The sequence below is a fragment of the Bdellovibrio bacteriovorus str. Tiberius genome (genome assembly GCF_000317895.1).
Lineage (GTDB): Bacteria > Bdellovibrionota > Bdellovibrionia > Bdellovibrionales > Bdellovibrionaceae > Bdellovibrio > Bdellovibrio bacteriovorus_F.
Genome location: NC_019567.1, coordinates 1,469,818 through 1,483,956 on the forward strand (window position 1 = coordinate 1,469,818; position 14,139 = coordinate 1,483,956).

Sequence of the window (14,139 nt, forward strand, 5' to 3'; positions counted from 1 at the left end):
TTAGAGACCTTTCAGGTAATAGGAAGTGGTCTCAAATAAAAAACACCATATGTGCATTGATACCGCACTGCTTGCGGCAGATCCAAGCCCACTTCAAAAAGATGCGCCAAGATAGTCGATCTTGGCGCGAAAAGCTTTATATATTTTTAATATTTCCGAATTTCCGAGAATAATGAACTATTTGCACAAGGGAAGGGTCTTGACGATAGCCGCGATGTTGTTGATTTGTTGGTACTTTCCGCCGGATTTGATCACCGCCCAATACACCCCTGAACTTACGACAATACGACCTTTACTTTTGATTTGGCCAGCCATGATGCCGACTCCGCAGTGCAGGTTGATATAGGGATCCAAAATGGTTTTCTTTGGATCGGTGGCAGCCAGGTTTTTATCCTTTTGCCAGTCGAATTTGCAATAGCGCGCCCATTGTACGTCTTGATAGGAAAGCTGCAAAAGCCCCTCGGAATACACCGCCTTGCCGGTAACCGGGTCCGATCCCATGGTGGTTTCCTGCATGCGCGACACGGGACTGTAGGCGCTCTCATATTTTGCGATGGCGACAAAAAGCTGAGCCCAGGCATTGGCTCGTTGGTTGTTGTCCAGAGTGTTGTATTTCGGGCAGAACGTGGTGATGTCATCAGCACCGGGAAGCAGGCTGCTCCATTCGTTCAGGATAAGCTCTTGCAGAAATTTGGACCATTCGGTGCGCTCGGGGTATTTGGTGCTTTCCCAAGCCAGGGCCTGCATCTTGTAGCCGGGCTCTGGTTCAGGCTCTGGGGTCGGCGTTGGTGTGGGTGTCACACCGGTGTCTGTATCATCACCCGGATCGGTGCTGCCGGGATCAGTGACCCCTGCACTTTGGTTTGAATCATCCAGACTGGTGACTGGAAATTGACTGGAATTTGCACAACCTGTGAACAGAACAACGAGTGAAATCAAGGCGGCACCGATTGTATTGTTTTTAACTGCTGTGTGGTTCTTTGTTGCGATCATGTGTAACCCCCGCAGCCTTACCAGAGCAACGTCGGGACCATGTGAGGCGGGTCTATATTTGGCGAAGTCCTTGATATCTCTTAGGGATTTGGACCAGAAAATTCCCGAATTTGTGATTTTTTGTGTAGACTCTGAGTGGTGCTAAAAAAGAAGGCAGATTTTCCCGAAATTTTTGAAGCCTTCAGAAGCAAAAAAAGTTATACGAAGGACCTATGATTCATTTATCAAATATCACCAAGCAGCAGGGTAACAAAGTCCTCTATCGCAACGGATCTTTCCAGATCAATGCCGGAGAGAAAATCGGTCTGGTCGGCCCCAACGGCGCCGGTAAAACCACCATCTTCCGCATCATTATGGGCGAAGAGGGCATCGACGGCGGCACTATTTCCAAATCGGATCGCACTGTGATCGGTTACTTCTCCCAGAACATCGAAGAGATGAAGGGGAAGTCCGCTATCGAAGAAGTCAAATCTGCGGTGGGCAACATCGGCGACATGCAAGTGCGCATGCAGGAATGTGAAGCCAAGCTTGCGGACCCGGATTTGGATCCGGATGAAATGATGAAGATTCTGGAGGTCTACGGTGAACTGCAGGGCGAATTCGAACGCCTGGGTGGTTATGACCTTGAATCCCGCGCTGCGGAAATCCTGACCGGTCTTGGTATCGGTCCGGATGATTATCATCGCCCCAGCGAAAGCTTCTCGGGCGGTTGGAAAATGCGTATTGCTTTGGCAAAGATCTTGGCATTGAACCCAGAAGTTTTGCTGATGGATGAGCCGACGAATCACTTGGACGTGGAATCCATCGTCTGGCTGGAAGAGTGGCTGGTGAACTTCAAGGGCGCGATCCTGATGACAAGTCACGATCGTGACTTCATGAACCGCCTGGTTGGCAAGATCGTCGAGATCGCCAATAAAACCATTACGGTTTACGGTGGCAACTATGACTTCTACGAAAAAGAGCGGGACATCAGAAAAGAACAGCTGATTGCTGCAGCAAAACGTCAAGAGGACATGCTGGCAAAGGAAGAGGAATTCATTGCCCGCTTTGCGGCCCGTGCTTCCCACGCAGCGCAAGTGCAGTCCCGTGTGAAGAAACTTGAAAAAATCGATCGTATTGAAGTTCCGGATGAGGAAGCTGAAATCAAGTTTGAATGGCCGGTGCCTGCGCGTGGCGGGGATGAGGTTGTGAAGCTGGAAGGCCTTTCCAAAATCTGGACACGTGATGACGGCAAGGAAAAGCTTGTCTTTTCTGGTGCCAATGCGCTGGTGAAACGTCAGGACCGTATTGCGGTTGTAGGTGTGAACGGTGCGGGTAAATCCACATTGCTTAAAATCATCGCGGGTCACGCTGAAGCCACCGAAGGAAAAATGACTTTGGGTGCTTCTATCAGTCTGGGGTACTTCTCTCAGAATTCTTTGGATGTTCTTGATCCGAAAATGACAATTGTTGACGAGGTTCACTCTCGCATTCCGAATGCCGGGATGGGCACGGTGCGAAGCCTGCTGGGTGCTTTCAAATTCTCGGGTGAAGAAGCCGAGAAAAAGATCTCGATCCTGTCGGGTGGTGAAAAGTCCCGTGTGGTTCTGGCCTGCATTCTGGCGCAGCCGGTGAATTTGCTGATTCTGGATGAGCCGACGAATCACTTGGACATCAAATCCCGTGAATTGCTTCTTGATGCGATCAAGAACTTCCCGGGCACAGTGATGATCGTATCGCATGATCGTCACTTCCTGCGCGAAGTGACCACCCGAGTGTTTGAAGTCGACAAGAATCAGATTCGCATCTATGACGGCGACTACGAATACTATCACCACAAAAAACAGCAAGAGCAGATGGCTTAATGACTGGCAAAATCCTGGATCTGAAAAGTTTCAAAATCCCGCTGGGAAAACTGTCCCCGCTTGAAACTTTTCGCACCCGCCAGGGGGATGTTCTGTCTTATCGTGTTTACCCCGCATGGTCGGACAATTTGATTGTTCTGTATCATGGGGTGGGCAGTGACAGCAGGTACATGTGTGTACTGGCTTCCGCCATGGCCCAAGCTGGCCTTGGAACCGTTGTGACCCCGGATCTGCGCGGTCACGGTGCCAGCTTGAATGCGGCAGATCCCCAATCGCAGCATCAATTTGAAATCGATCTTGAAGAGCTTGTCATTCACATTAAAATGACCCGCGCGGTTTCGCGCATAGTACTGGCCGGGCACTCGTTGGGTGGCGGCTTCGTATTGCGTGTGGCGGTGTCTGACATCCGCAAGCAGTTCGCCAAATTCCTGGCGATCTCGCCGTATCTGCCGCCCAGCTTGAATGTTTTCCGTGAGGACTTCGGCGGATGGATTTCACCTGATGGCAATGGCGGTTTTAAAGTCAACATGCCAGCGGAATTCATCAGTGGTCAGGAAAAGCTGACTTACAGTGCGGCTTATCTGGCGGCAGTGACGCCGTCGGAAAATATCATGGCGGATCTTCAGAAGATGCAGCCACCGGTGCAAGTCGTGGTGGCCGATCAGGATGAACTCATCATCCCGCAGCGCCATGTGGATCTTTTTACTGAGGCCGGAGCGAACATTCGTAGGGTGGAAGGCTTAAATCACCTCACAATTGTCTCGAAACCGGATGTCTGGCTGTCACAAATTTCACTTTGAGCCGTCAGTATTACGATTTATCCCCCAGGTGGGGAATTTACTGCAACCCCCTTTAGCTCTATCAAAGTCCTGCCGAAAAGTTATACGAAATAACCAAAATAATTGAACGTAGGTGGTGGTTATGAATACGGAGCTTGGCGCATTTGCGCTCAGGCAGGTGCTTGCCTCAACAGCAGTGTTAGGCCCGATCCTGATCTTGATCGGCCTTTGTTACTTCCTCTTTAACCAAAGCAGAAGAAGCGTGACCTTATACATAGGCACGGGCTTGATTCTGACCGTCATCGGAGTCGCTTGTTTGTACTCCGAACTTCGCAGCGAAGACTCAAGAGTCCACAACGATGCGGCCATCGAACAGGTCGAAGTCATCGCTGAGGAAGCTGTTCGGAAGTAGTTCCTGAATTGCCTTGTCCGTCTTAGCGCGGGGATTTGCTTGCGAACTTGGCCAGTCCCAGCGCTGCGGGGGACGCCGTCCGGGCGCCGACAAAGCCCCCTTCGCGCTGGCACTGTCCAAGCTCACCAGCAAATTTGCGTTGTCCCAATCAATTCAGAAACTACTTCCGAACATCTCATCACAAAGAAATCGGTTCAAAGGCATATCGTCGTTTACCTGCGCTCAAAAACAATGCGCTTCGAAGTTCTGCCGTACTTGGCACCGAACATCGCGTGCCTGCGCAGTTAAGAATCCACTGATTGTTAGATATTTCCGAATGGAACAATTTGGATGGGGACTTGAGGGAGCCCGCCGCAGCGGTCTTTGCCGGCGCCCGGATGGCGCGAACTCGGCCCCGAAGGGGACGAGCGGCAACTGAGTCCGGATGGCGTACCGTGGAGGCGGGATCCCTCAAGACCCCAGCCAAACCCCGCGCCACCCGGCAACTGACGAACCCACAATCAGTGAGTTTTAATTTCTGTCCAAGAGTCTTCGAAGAGCTTGTTTTTCTCGCCTTGGTCCTGGATTCGTTCTAGTTTTTTTAGAGTCGCTTCATCCGGGAACAGTGCGCTGTTGTTTTGCATTTCTTTTGGCAGGGATGCTTTGGTGTTTTTCAGGACAGGACCGCCCAAGATTGTTTTTACTCGGTTGATTTCTGCCTGTTCACTTAGCAGGAAGTTGATCAGCTTGTGGGCGGCTTCGGGGTGTTTGGCGCCTTTGATGATGACCAGGTTGTCGATGGTGAAGGTTCCGCCTTCGGTAGGGATGATGTATTCGATTTTGCCTGGGGACTTGTCTGCGGCTTGAAGGGCGTCCGAGGAATAGGTCTGGGCGGCAGCGACTTCCTTGTTGTTCAGGATGTCGATGGTGTCAGAGGCGAACATTTTTACGTTCTTTTTTGCCTTCAGCAGTGTGTCTTTGGCTTTTTTGATTTCTTCAGGGTTGGTGCTGTTCACGCTGAAGCCGTTCATTTTCAGGGCGGCGCCCAGGGTTTCGCGCACGTCATCCAAAAGGGCGAATTTGCCTTTCAGCTGTGGGTTTTCCAGAAGATCTTTCCAGCTTTTGATCGGGCCTTTGTAAAGATCGCGGTTCACGGCGATACCCGCAGTTGTCCAGATGTACGGTAACGAAAACTTGTTCTCGGGATCGTAGTTCTGTTTCAGGAACTGAGGATCAATCAGGGTTTTGTTTGAAATCTGATCTTGCTTCAGTGTTTCCAGCAGATTCATTTTGGACATGACTTCAACCATATAGTCGGAAGGCACGGCCACGTCGATGCCGGAAGACCCCATCTGAACTTTTGCCAGCAGTTCTTCATTCGAGGAATAGTTGGAGATATTGATCTTGATGCCGGTTTCTTTCTCGAACTGAGCCTGCAGTTCCGGGGAAAGATAGTTGCCCCAGATGGACAGGTTGACTTCTTTGGCTTCAGAAACTTCAGCAGACTTTTTTGTACATCCCGCCAGCAACCCACAAAGAGCCAGGCCGGCCATCAATATTCTCGACATTTTTTTATTTCCTTCTTATTGTTAGAAGCATGTTGGAACTTCTGAATATCGGCAAGAGTTTTTCCAGTCAAACGGCCCTGAAGGGAATCAACCTTTCCATTGGGGAAGGGGAGTTCTTTTCTCTGTTGGGTCCAAGTGGATGTGGAAAGACAACACTTCTTCGTATCATTGCCGGTCTTGAAGGCGCCACTTCCGGGCAGATTCTGCTGGATGGTCAGCGCGTGGATCATCTTCCCGCTCAAAAACGTCCCTTTAACATGGTCTTTCAGCGCTATGCTCTTTTCCCGCACATGACGGTGGGGGAAAACATCGCCTATGGTCTGCGCCTGAAAGGTTTGGGTAAAGATCAGATCGAGGCCAAGGTGGCTGAAGTGCTGGCCTTGGTGGACATGGGTGAATTCCGTGACCGCAAGCCTGAAACGTTGTCCGGCGGGCAGTCCCAGCGTGTGGCCGTGGCCCGAGCTTTGGTGAATGAACCCCGCGTGCTTTTGCTGGATGAACCTTTGTCGGCGCTGGATTACCGCATGCGTGAACACATGCAAAAGGAACTGCGCGCTTTGCAACAAAAGCTGGGTTTGACCTTCATCTGTGTGACCCACGATCAGGAAGAAGCTTTGGCGCTGTCCGACCGTATCGGCATCATGAGCCGTGGGGTTTTGGAACAAGTCAGTTCACCGCGCGAGATTTACGAAAATCCTGAAACCATCTTTGCCTCTCAATTTGTGGAATCCACCAGCTTGTTGCGCGGGGAACTGGTGGAGGTCAGTGAGGATCTGGCCACCATTCGTCTGGGTGATGGCAGTCTTATCAAAGGTAAAATCAACGTGCCACCGGATCAGATCCGTCTGGGCATGAGCATCGAAGCCTACGTTCGCCGTGCCATGGTCTTTGGCGAGCGTGAAAAGTGAAATTAAGAGATTTGTTCCTTCTGCCGGCGGGGTTGTGGTTTGTGGTCTTTGTGCTGCTGCCGCTGATCATCGTCGGCATTGTGAGTTTCGCCACCCGTGGAACTTACGGTGGTATTGAGTGGTCGTGGACCATAGCGAACTATGTGCGTGCTTTTTCACCGACCTATCTGGGGATTTTTGCTGAAAGCTTCAGGCTGGCCCTGATCACGACCGGGATTTGTCTGGTTTTGGGAGTGATGGTTTCCTGGTCCATGGCGACTTCTTCCACACGTTTGCGCCAGCTTTATCTCATGGCCATCGTCCTGCCGTTTTTGACCAATCTGGTGATTCGTATTTATGCCATCCGTCTTTTTGTCGGAGCCGACGGCCCGTTGCAGGCCGGGCTGACATTGCTGGGAATTCCCTTTGATGCGTTTGCACTGACTCAGAACAAGTGGCTGGTGCTTTACGGGATGGTCACGACTTATTTGCCGTTCATGGTGCTGCCTTTGTACGGCGCTTTTGAAAAGTTTGATTTTTCATTGGTGGAGGCGGCTCAGGATCTGGGTGCCGATGTCTGGAAAATTCTTTTCACGGTGATTTTGCCGAATCTGAAAAAAGCCCTTTGGGCGGGATCTTTGCTGGTGTTCATTCCTTCATTGGGTGAATACGTGATCCCGGATCTTTTGGGTGGCGCCAAGAATATGCTTTATGGAAATCTGATCACCGAGCAATTTTTGAAAGCCCGCGATTGGCCTTTCGGGGCGGCGTTGTCGGTCCTGATGATGGTGCTGTTGCTGGTGCTGGCATTGGTGTTCAGAATGTGGGAGGCGCGCCGTGCCCGCGATTGAACGAAGCCGTCCTCAGGCGCCCAGACTGGCGAAAATCGTTTTGTGGGTGACGCTGCTTTTGCTGCACACACCGATTCTGGTCATGATTCTGGGGGCGCTGATTGAAAAGACGCCGGATTCCTGGAGCTGGACACTGCGCTGGTTTAGCGAAGTCGTCAATGATCAGGCCTTGATGGATGCCTTGCAGAACAGCGTGCTGGTCGGTGTGACAGCAAGTCTGCTTTCAACGGTGATTGGCACCAGTGCCGCGGTGGGGTTGCACCGTTCAGCGGGGGGCTGGCGCTGGGCAGTCGAAGGATTGTCGGTGGTTTCGCTGGTATTTCCTGAAATCGTTTTTGCGCTTTCATTGTTGTCGTTGTTCTTTATTTTGCAGTTTGAGCTGGGGCTGACAACGGTGGTGATTGCCCATGTCAGTTTCAGTATTTCCTATGTGATGATGACGGTCGGGGCACGGCTTGCGACAATGGATCGCAGCCTTGAAGACGCCGCCCGCGATCTCGGGGCCACCGAGTGGCAGACCTATCGTTCGGTGGTGTTTCCGTTGCTGGTGCCGTCGATCATCGGCGGCGGGGCTTTAAGTTTTCTGTTGTCGTTTGATGACTTCCTGATCACGTATTTTGTGAATGGAGTGGGGCAGGACACGCTGCCCGTCAAGCTTTACACGGCAATGAAACTGGGGGTCAGCCCCAAGCTGAATGCGCTTTCCAGCCTGATGTTTGTTATGACTTTGCTGGCGCTGATTTTCTTCTTCCGTTCTTCCGCGTTCCGTGTTTTCTTTGAAGCGCGGGGGAAGCATGAATCCAAATCAGAAAAAGAAAATCCTTAGCTGGGCCTTTTATGACTGGGCCAACAGTGGTTACGCGACAACTGTTATGGCCGCTTTTTTTCCGGTCTTCTTGAAACAATACTGGAGCGTCGGTACGGACGCCGTTGTTTCCACAGCCCGTTTGGGTGTCACTATTTCCGTTTCAAGTCTGGCCATTGCACTGCTAAGCCCCACTCTGGGGGTGATCGCGGATATGAAAGGCTATAAAAAGCTTTTCTGCATGCTCTTCACTTTGATTGGTGTTGTGGGATGCGCGTGGATGGGGTTCATTCCGCAAGGGGACTGGGTCAGTGCGTTGTGGGCCTATGGTATCACTCTGGCGGCTTTCAATGCAGCCAGCGTCTTTTATGATTCGCTTTTGCCTTACGTGGCTGAACACAAGTACATGGATTTTGCGTCCTCACTCGGATACTCGCTGGGTTATTTGGGGGGCGGGGTGCTGCTGCTGCTGAATGTGCTGATGGCGCTTTATCCTCTAAGTTTTGGTATTCCGGATGCGACCGTGGCGACCAAGCTGTCGTTCATGATTGTGTCGGTATGGTGGCTGGCGTTTTCTTTGCCATTGATGAAGAACGTGCCAGAGCCTGCAGGTGAAAGATCCGTGAAGGGTATCGGAGCATTGACGATGGAAAGCCTGCGCACGTTGACGGGGACCCTGAAAGCCCTGATGAGAGAGCGCAATCTGTTTATGTTCATGGTGGCTTACTGGTTGTATATCGACGGAGTTTACACCGTGATGACCATGGCTGTGGATTATGGAATCTCGATCGGTTTTGAATCCAAGGATTTGATTGCAGCCCTTTTGATCACGCAGTTTATCGGCTTCCCTTGTGCGTATTTCTTTGGGACTTTGACCAAGCGCTGGGGCGCGAAGATGCCTATTTTGGTTTGCATCGTGGTGTACGGAGTGACCGTGATTGCCGCCACCCAGATGAAGACGGCGACGCATTTCTATCTGCTGGCGACCGTGATAGGTCTGGTGCAGGGTGGGGTGCAATCGCTCAGCCGTTCCATGTTTGGTCGTATGATCCCGAAAGAGGCCAGTGGCGAGTACTTTGGGTTGTTCAACCTGGTCGGCCGCTTTGCCTCTATTTTGGGCCCTCTGGTGGTGGCAGCTGGCGCCATGCTTAGCGGCAGCTCCCGCTGGGGCATGGTCGGATTGTTGATCCTATTCGTTTCTGGGGGCATTCTGCTGGCCATGGTGAAAGAGCCTCGCGAAGCTTAATCCTTTTTACCGAGGCCCCAAAAAGGGGTGGACTTTGACGGGGGTTCGCTGGATAACCCTCCGATATGACTTACAATCCTCGCGATCACTACTTCAGAAAAGCAAAGCAGGAAAACTTTGCGGCTCGTTCCGTCTTCAAACTTGAAGAGATCGACCAGAAATTCAAAATGTTCAAGCCCGGTCAGGTGGTACTTGATCTGGGGGCTTCTCCGGGATCCTGGTCACAGTATGCTTCCAAGATGGCAGGCGAAAGAGGCCGTGTCCTGGGTGTGGACCTGAGCCCCGTGACCGTGAAATTGAAGAACGCTGTTTTCATCCAAGCCGATCTTCGCGATTTGAATTTGGAAGACATCTTCAAAGAACATGGTTTCGTACCTCCCTTTGATATCGTGATGTCAGACATGGCACCAAAGACCACGGGCATTCGCATGACCGATCAGGCAAGGTCCATGGAACTTTGTGAGCTGGCTTTGGACGTCGCTCGTCGCTTCCTGAAAAAAGACGGGCATTTCGTGTGCAAGCTCTTCCACAGTGATGACTTCGGCAAACTTCGTGATGAAATGAAAAAGACCTTCGCCAAAGTTGAAGCGGTGAAGCCGGACTCCACCCGCAAGATTTCCAAAGAGATCTTCCTCGTAGGCCTTAGTAAAAAATGATTCAGATCGTATTTGAGAATACTCACTTTATCATCTGTGACAAACTGGCAGGTGTGCTTTCCACACCCAGCCGCTTTGAAGAAGATGATGCCCGTCTGTGCCTGGGAACAGCGTTGCAGAAGGAAAAGGGGATTCAGATTTATCCGGTGAACCGACTGGATTTCGAAGTGTCAGGCCTGGTGGTTTATGCCAAGACCGCAGACGCCCATCGCAAAGCCAATGCGTGGTTTGAACACAAGACCGTAAAAAAAACTTATCGCGCTTTGACCACCGGTCAGAGCTACGCGCACATTCCCGCCAACGTTCCGAATGAAAAACTGAAACTCAGCCCGCAAGTGGGGAACACATTTGAGTGGCGCTGTCGTTTGCTGCGTGGAAAGCGTCGGGCGTATGAAAGCCCTCAAGGCAAGGAATGCCTTACTGTCGCGGCTTTCCGGGGCATGCAGGGTGAATATCAGGTCTGGGATTTGAATCCTGTTACTGGACGTTCGCACCAATTGCGTTTTGATTTAAGTCGCCATGGGTTTCCGATTGTGGGCGACACACTTTATGGATCAACTGTGGAGCTTTCTGCCAATCGCATCGCTCTTCGCTCGTACAGAATTGATTTTGCGAACGCAAATGGAGCCGCAGCTCTAGGCTTGCCGGAGTTCATTGAGATCTCTTCGTCGTAGTTTCTGTGTGGCTTTGCAAAATGTCATGTATGGCAATACATATAAAAATCGTTTGCACGATCTCTACGAATAGTACTTAATTGATTTCATGAGTAATACTTATTCCGAGTACAGGTCCGAGGTGGGTGAAGTCATGGACTATATCCGCCATATCTTCAAAGCCCTTCGCGTGTCTTCCAGTCAGTTCGAGAAAGATCTAGGTTTGAGTGCCGCACAGATTTTTGTGATGAAGAAACTCAAAGAAGAACCAGGGCTTTCCATCAATGACCTGGCATTGAGGACCACCACGCATCAAAGCTCCGTTTCTGTGGTGGTCAAGAAGCTCGAAGAGCAAGGCCTTGTATCCCGCACTATCTCGAAAGAAGACTCCCGTAAAGTGGTTGTATCGCTCACTCCCTCCGGTCTGGAAAAACTCAGCGAAATCCCCCGCACCATTCAAGAACACATGATTGAAACCCTTCAGAATATGCCACCGGAAAAAACCGCGTCTTTGGCAATTCTGATGCGTGAATTCGTCACCGAAGCCGGTATTGTGGAAGCCCCAGCGCCGATGTTTGGTGAAGACAACGGCCGCTAGATTTCCCTTTTGATCTGATCCAGATATGTTCTGATGAAGGCGACACGATGTTCGCCTTCTTTTTTTGCGGTGGGTGTGTTCAGGTGATCCACCAGTTTGAACAGTTTCAAAAAGAAATGATCAATCCCATAACTTTTGTCATCCAGTTCGCGGCCTTCAGCCCACGGGTCTTCTTCGGCATAGAAGGGGCGGCTGAGCTGGGTCGTCACGGCAAAGCAGCGAGCGATGCCAATGGCCCCCAGGCTGTCCAGACGGTCAGCATCCTGAACGATGCGCGCTTCCAGGGTTTCGGGCTTAATGGCGGCGCTATAGCTGTGTGCCTCGATGGCGTGGCGGATGTCATTGAAGTATTCTTCCGGGTATTGCACCGACTTCAGATATTCAATCGCCGCTTCTCCGGAAAGCTTTGAAGCGTACGGCCTGCGCGGGTCATTTTTGGGAACGTTGATATAATCATGAAAGAACGCTGCGGGCATCACGACTTCCCAGCGGGCGTGTTCGGCCTGACACAACTGCTTGGCAGTGTGTACGACACGCATAATATGAAGATAGTCATGCGCAGGATCCGAGCTCGGGTAAAGAACCCGGGCCTTGTTGCTGAACATGTGATGCCAGTGTTTTTCCTGAAATGCACTCATGGCTTGAATTTTAAGCTAGGGTTCGGTGACTCTCACCATGGGACCGGTGAGTTTGTCAAAATACGCTGTCAGTGGTTGATCTGAATAACCATCAACGTGATCGAAGGTCACAAAGCCATATCCCTGGTTGCCCCATTTTGGACCCCACGAGTTTTTAAACATAAACACTTTTTGTTCGTCGTCATATCCAACAATCAAAACAGCGTGGCCGCCGCAGTTGATTTTACCGCTGTCACAGTCAGCATTGATTTGCGGGCTGAACGTGAAAGTGCCTTTTTGGTCGTTGATGTGGGACAGGGATACCTTCAAAGTCACAACCACCGGGCGCTTGGCATCCAGTTCCTGGATGAAAAGTTCTGACCAGGGTTTGCGCACCCACATCTGGGTGATGATTTTGGTGCGAATACTGCGATAGTCGACACGGGTGACTTGTTGCTGGCGCAGATCAAAGAAGCTGGTTTGCTCGGGAGTGAAGGGCTTGGTGAAATCCAGGCTGCTTTCCTGATAAGGCAGGTCTTTTTCCAGATACAGGTTGTTGCCGTTGGAAAAATTCAAAAGCAATTGATAGGTGTTACCGAACTCCACCTCAGGACGCCACGGGGACTGCACCTTGTGGCGATAGATTTCGTACTCTTCCGAAATGTCATAGTCCTGGCCGGTGAAGCCTTTGATGGTGGATTCAATCAATGCCGACACGGCAAAATACGCACAAGTGTCGCGGCGTTTTTGATCTTTGACCTCGGTTTGCAGTGGGCGCAGGTCCACTTGTTTGGCCAGGGCCATTTCCAAAAAGAATGAGCACAGCAGGCCCAGCGTCAACAAAAGACGGGTTACTAACAACTTCACAATCACTCCGGTGTAAAGGGATTCAACCCCGATTGCCAAAGCAAGCCTCCTGCCAGCTGTAAAGCGCCACGGTGCAGGGGATGCCCTTTAAATCACCCCTTTAGAGTAAAAACGACAGGATTCACCGCTTTTTAGACACTGAATTATGGTCTGTATTTGTCTTGGGTTTGTCCCTGATATCACCGGGTTGGAGGGCAAAAACAGTTGATCATTTGGCAATCCAAATACATGCTGAGTCCCAACTCTTTTTGTACGTGTAGGTTTATGAGTATGTCCCGCTTTTTGGTATTGCTGGGGGTGTGGTGGTTTGCCATGTCGGCCCGGGCAGAAAAAATTGTCTTTGCCACCTATGATGATATTCCGCCGAAGGTTTATCGCGAAGGAACGGAGCTCAAAGGCACCTACATCGAAATTATCCGTGAAATCTGCAAACGCATGAATGTCGAACCGGTGTTTGAAACTTACCCCTGGCCCCGGGCCGAAGTGATGACTGAAACCGGCAAAGTCGATGCCTTGTTTCCGCCATTCATGACCGACGAACGCAAAAAAGTTTATTACTTCACCGAAGAGCCGGTCACATACACCCGCAACATGGCTTTCGCTCTGAAAAAGCGCAAGGTGAAGGTCACCGGCCTTGAGGACTTCAAAAAACTGACGGTCGGGGTGAATGACCGTTATTCCTATGGGCCGGTCTTTGATGCCTTCAAGAAAAAGCTGCGCCTGGATCACAGCACCACTCAAGAGATGCTGGTGAAAAAGCTCAGCGCCTCAGATGTGAAGCGTGTTGATGTGGTCATCGCATCTGAAGAAGCCTTCTGGTTTCTGGTCAAGAGGATGGGGTACAAGGACGTGTTTGAACAGGTTTATGTTGTTTCGGAAAACCCGTCCTATGTGGTCTTTTCAAAAGCGGCGGGCAAAAGCCATCAGCAGATGGCAGAGCGATTCAATAAAACTCTGGTACAGTTTAAAAAAGAAGGCGGAGTCAAAAGGATCAATGATAAGTATCTGAAGTGATTTCAGTCCGGCTCGGGCAGATTGATCAGATTGTTCTGCCAAGGGGCGGGTTCCCACAATTCGACCCGCTGGCCCTGGGGATCCTGAATCCAGGCAAAAGATCCAAAGTCATTTTCTATCACCTGATCCTCGATTTGAATGCCCTTTCCGGCAAGTTCATTCAAGAGCACCTTCAATCCGTCGACCTGAAAATGCACATCCGAGTCTTTGGCTGACGGCGTGAAGTCACGCGTGTCAATGTCGCGGGCGTTGCTGGTGATATGTCCGCCGAATGTGGATCGGTGCCAGTCAGAAATTCGCTGTGTTTGAGATTCATGTGCCATGGATTTATTCTGGCCAAAGCACCAAGCCCCCGCAATGACGAGGGCGG

Annotated in this window: 16 protein-coding genes; 11 read left to right on the forward strand and 5 right to left on the reverse strand. The window is 51.0% G+C overall.

Annotated elements, in window-relative coordinates:
- Positions 1–177: 177 nt before the first annotated feature.
- A complete protein-coding gene (locus BDT_RS07035; RefSeq protein ID WP_015090555.1) occupies positions 178–993 on the reverse strand; it encodes a hypothetical protein in 816 nt (271 codons plus the stop codon).
- A gap of 212 nt (positions 994–1,205) precedes the next feature.
- Here BDT_RS07035 and BDT_RS07040 point away from each other — a divergent pair, with 212 nt between their 5' ends.
- The 3 genes from BDT_RS07040 to BDT_RS07050 all read left to right on the forward strand — a co-directional run bounded on the left by BDT_RS07040 (position 1,206) and on the right by BDT_RS07050 (position 4,028).
- Positions 1,206–2,837 (forward strand): ABC-F family ATP-binding cassette domain-containing protein, encoded by a 1,632-nt coding sequence (locus tag BDT_RS07040; RefSeq protein WP_015090556.1) that lies wholly within the window; start codon positions 1,206–1,208, stop codon positions 2,835–2,837.
- The gene (locus tag BDT_RS07045) at positions 2,837–3,637 is read left to right on the forward strand and encodes an alpha/beta hydrolase (RefSeq protein WP_015090557.1); all 801 of its coding nucleotides are present in this window, start codon (positions 2,837–2,839) and stop codon (positions 3,635–3,637) included. Before BDT_RS07040 ends, BDT_RS07045 begins: the two co-directional genes overlap by 1 nt.
- A gap of 121 nt (positions 3,638–3,758) precedes the next feature.
- Complete coding sequence (locus tag BDT_RS07050; RefSeq protein ID WP_041577309.1) at positions 3,759–4,028, forward strand: hypothetical protein; 270 nt, start codon at positions 3,759–3,761, stop codon at positions 4,026–4,028.
- Between the two features lie 500 nt (positions 4,029–4,528).
- Here BDT_RS07050 and BDT_RS07055 read toward each other — a convergent pair whose 3' ends face one another.
- Complete coding sequence (locus tag BDT_RS07055; RefSeq protein ID WP_235046294.1) at positions 4,529–5,575, reverse strand: polyamine ABC transporter substrate-binding protein; 1,047 nt, start codon at positions 5,573–5,575, stop codon at positions 4,529–4,531.
- A 29-nt stretch (positions 5,576–5,604) separates the two neighbouring features.
- Here BDT_RS07055 and BDT_RS07060 point away from each other — a divergent pair, with 29 nt between their 5' ends.
- The 7 genes from BDT_RS07060 (at position 5,605) to BDT_RS07090 (ending at position 11,271) form a co-directional block, all read left to right on the forward strand.
- Positions 5,605–6,483 carry an ABC transporter ATP-binding protein gene (locus BDT_RS07060; RefSeq protein ID WP_015090561.1) on the forward strand — a complete coding sequence of 293 codons (879 nt, stop codon included), beginning with the start codon at positions 5,605–5,607 and terminating at the stop codon, positions 6,481–6,483.
- Positions 6,480–7,313 carry an ABC transporter permease gene (locus tag BDT_RS07065; protein ID WP_015090562.1) on the forward strand — a complete coding sequence of 278 codons (834 nt, stop codon included), beginning with the start codon at positions 6,480–6,482 and terminating at the stop codon, positions 7,311–7,313. Before BDT_RS07060 ends, BDT_RS07065 begins: the two co-directional genes overlap by 4 nt.
- Entirely contained in the window at positions 7,300–8,139 is an 840-nt protein-coding gene (locus BDT_RS07070; RefSeq protein WP_015090563.1) for an ABC transporter permease, read from the forward strand. Before BDT_RS07065 ends, BDT_RS07070 begins: the two co-directional genes overlap by 14 nt.
- Positions 8,108–9,364, forward strand: a complete 1,257-nt coding sequence (locus tag BDT_RS07075; RefSeq protein ID WP_158320231.1) for an MFS transporter — start codon at positions 8,108–8,110, stop codon at positions 9,362–9,364. The genes BDT_RS07070 and BDT_RS07075 overlap by 32 nt, the downstream gene beginning before the upstream one ends.
- 65 nt (positions 9,365–9,429) lie before the next feature.
- Positions 9,430–10,020, forward strand: a complete 591-nt coding sequence (locus BDT_RS07080; RefSeq protein WP_015090565.1) for an RlmE family RNA methyltransferase — start codon at positions 9,430–9,432, stop codon at positions 10,018–10,020.
- The gene (locus BDT_RS07085; RefSeq protein WP_015090566.1) at positions 10,017–10,694 is read left to right on the forward strand and encodes an RluA family pseudouridine synthase; all 678 of its coding nucleotides are present in this window, start codon (positions 10,017–10,019) and stop codon (positions 10,692–10,694) included. Before BDT_RS07080 ends, BDT_RS07085 begins: the two co-directional genes overlap by 4 nt.
- 88 nt (positions 10,695–10,782) lie before the next feature.
- On the forward strand, positions 10,783–11,271 hold the full coding sequence (locus tag BDT_RS07090; protein ID WP_235046295.1) for a MarR family winged helix-turn-helix transcriptional regulator: 489 nt from the start codon (positions 10,783–10,785) through the stop codon (positions 11,269–11,271).
- Here the strand turns inward: BDT_RS07090 and BDT_RS07095 are convergent.
- Both BDT_RS07095 and BDT_RS07100 read right to left on the reverse strand, forming a co-directional pair.
- Positions 11,268–11,909 carry an HD domain-containing protein gene (locus tag BDT_RS07095; RefSeq protein ID WP_015090568.1) on the reverse strand — a complete coding sequence of 214 codons (642 nt, stop codon included), beginning with the start codon at positions 11,907–11,909 and terminating at the stop codon, positions 11,268–11,270. The two genes, BDT_RS07090 and BDT_RS07095, sit on opposite strands and share 4 nt — an antisense overlap.
- 15 nt (positions 11,910–11,924) lie before the next feature.
- Complete coding sequence (locus BDT_RS07100) at positions 11,925–12,794, reverse strand: C1 family peptidase (RefSeq protein WP_015090569.1); 870 nt, start codon at positions 12,792–12,794, stop codon at positions 11,925–11,927.
- Positions 12,795–13,025: 231 nt separating this feature from the next.
- Between BDT_RS07100 and BDT_RS07105 the strand changes: the two genes are divergently transcribed.
- Positions 13,026–13,769 (forward strand): substrate-binding periplasmic protein, encoded by a 744-nt coding sequence (locus BDT_RS07105; protein WP_015090570.1) that lies wholly within the window; start codon positions 13,026–13,028, stop codon positions 13,767–13,769.
- 2 nt (positions 13,770–13,771) lie between these two features.
- Here the strand turns inward: BDT_RS07105 and BDT_RS07110 are convergent, their stop codons facing one another.
- Positions 13,772–14,092, reverse strand: a complete 321-nt coding sequence (locus BDT_RS07110) for a VOC family protein (RefSeq protein ID WP_015090571.1) — start codon at positions 14,090–14,092, stop codon at positions 13,772–13,774.
- Positions 14,093–14,139 lie beyond the last annotated feature (47 nt).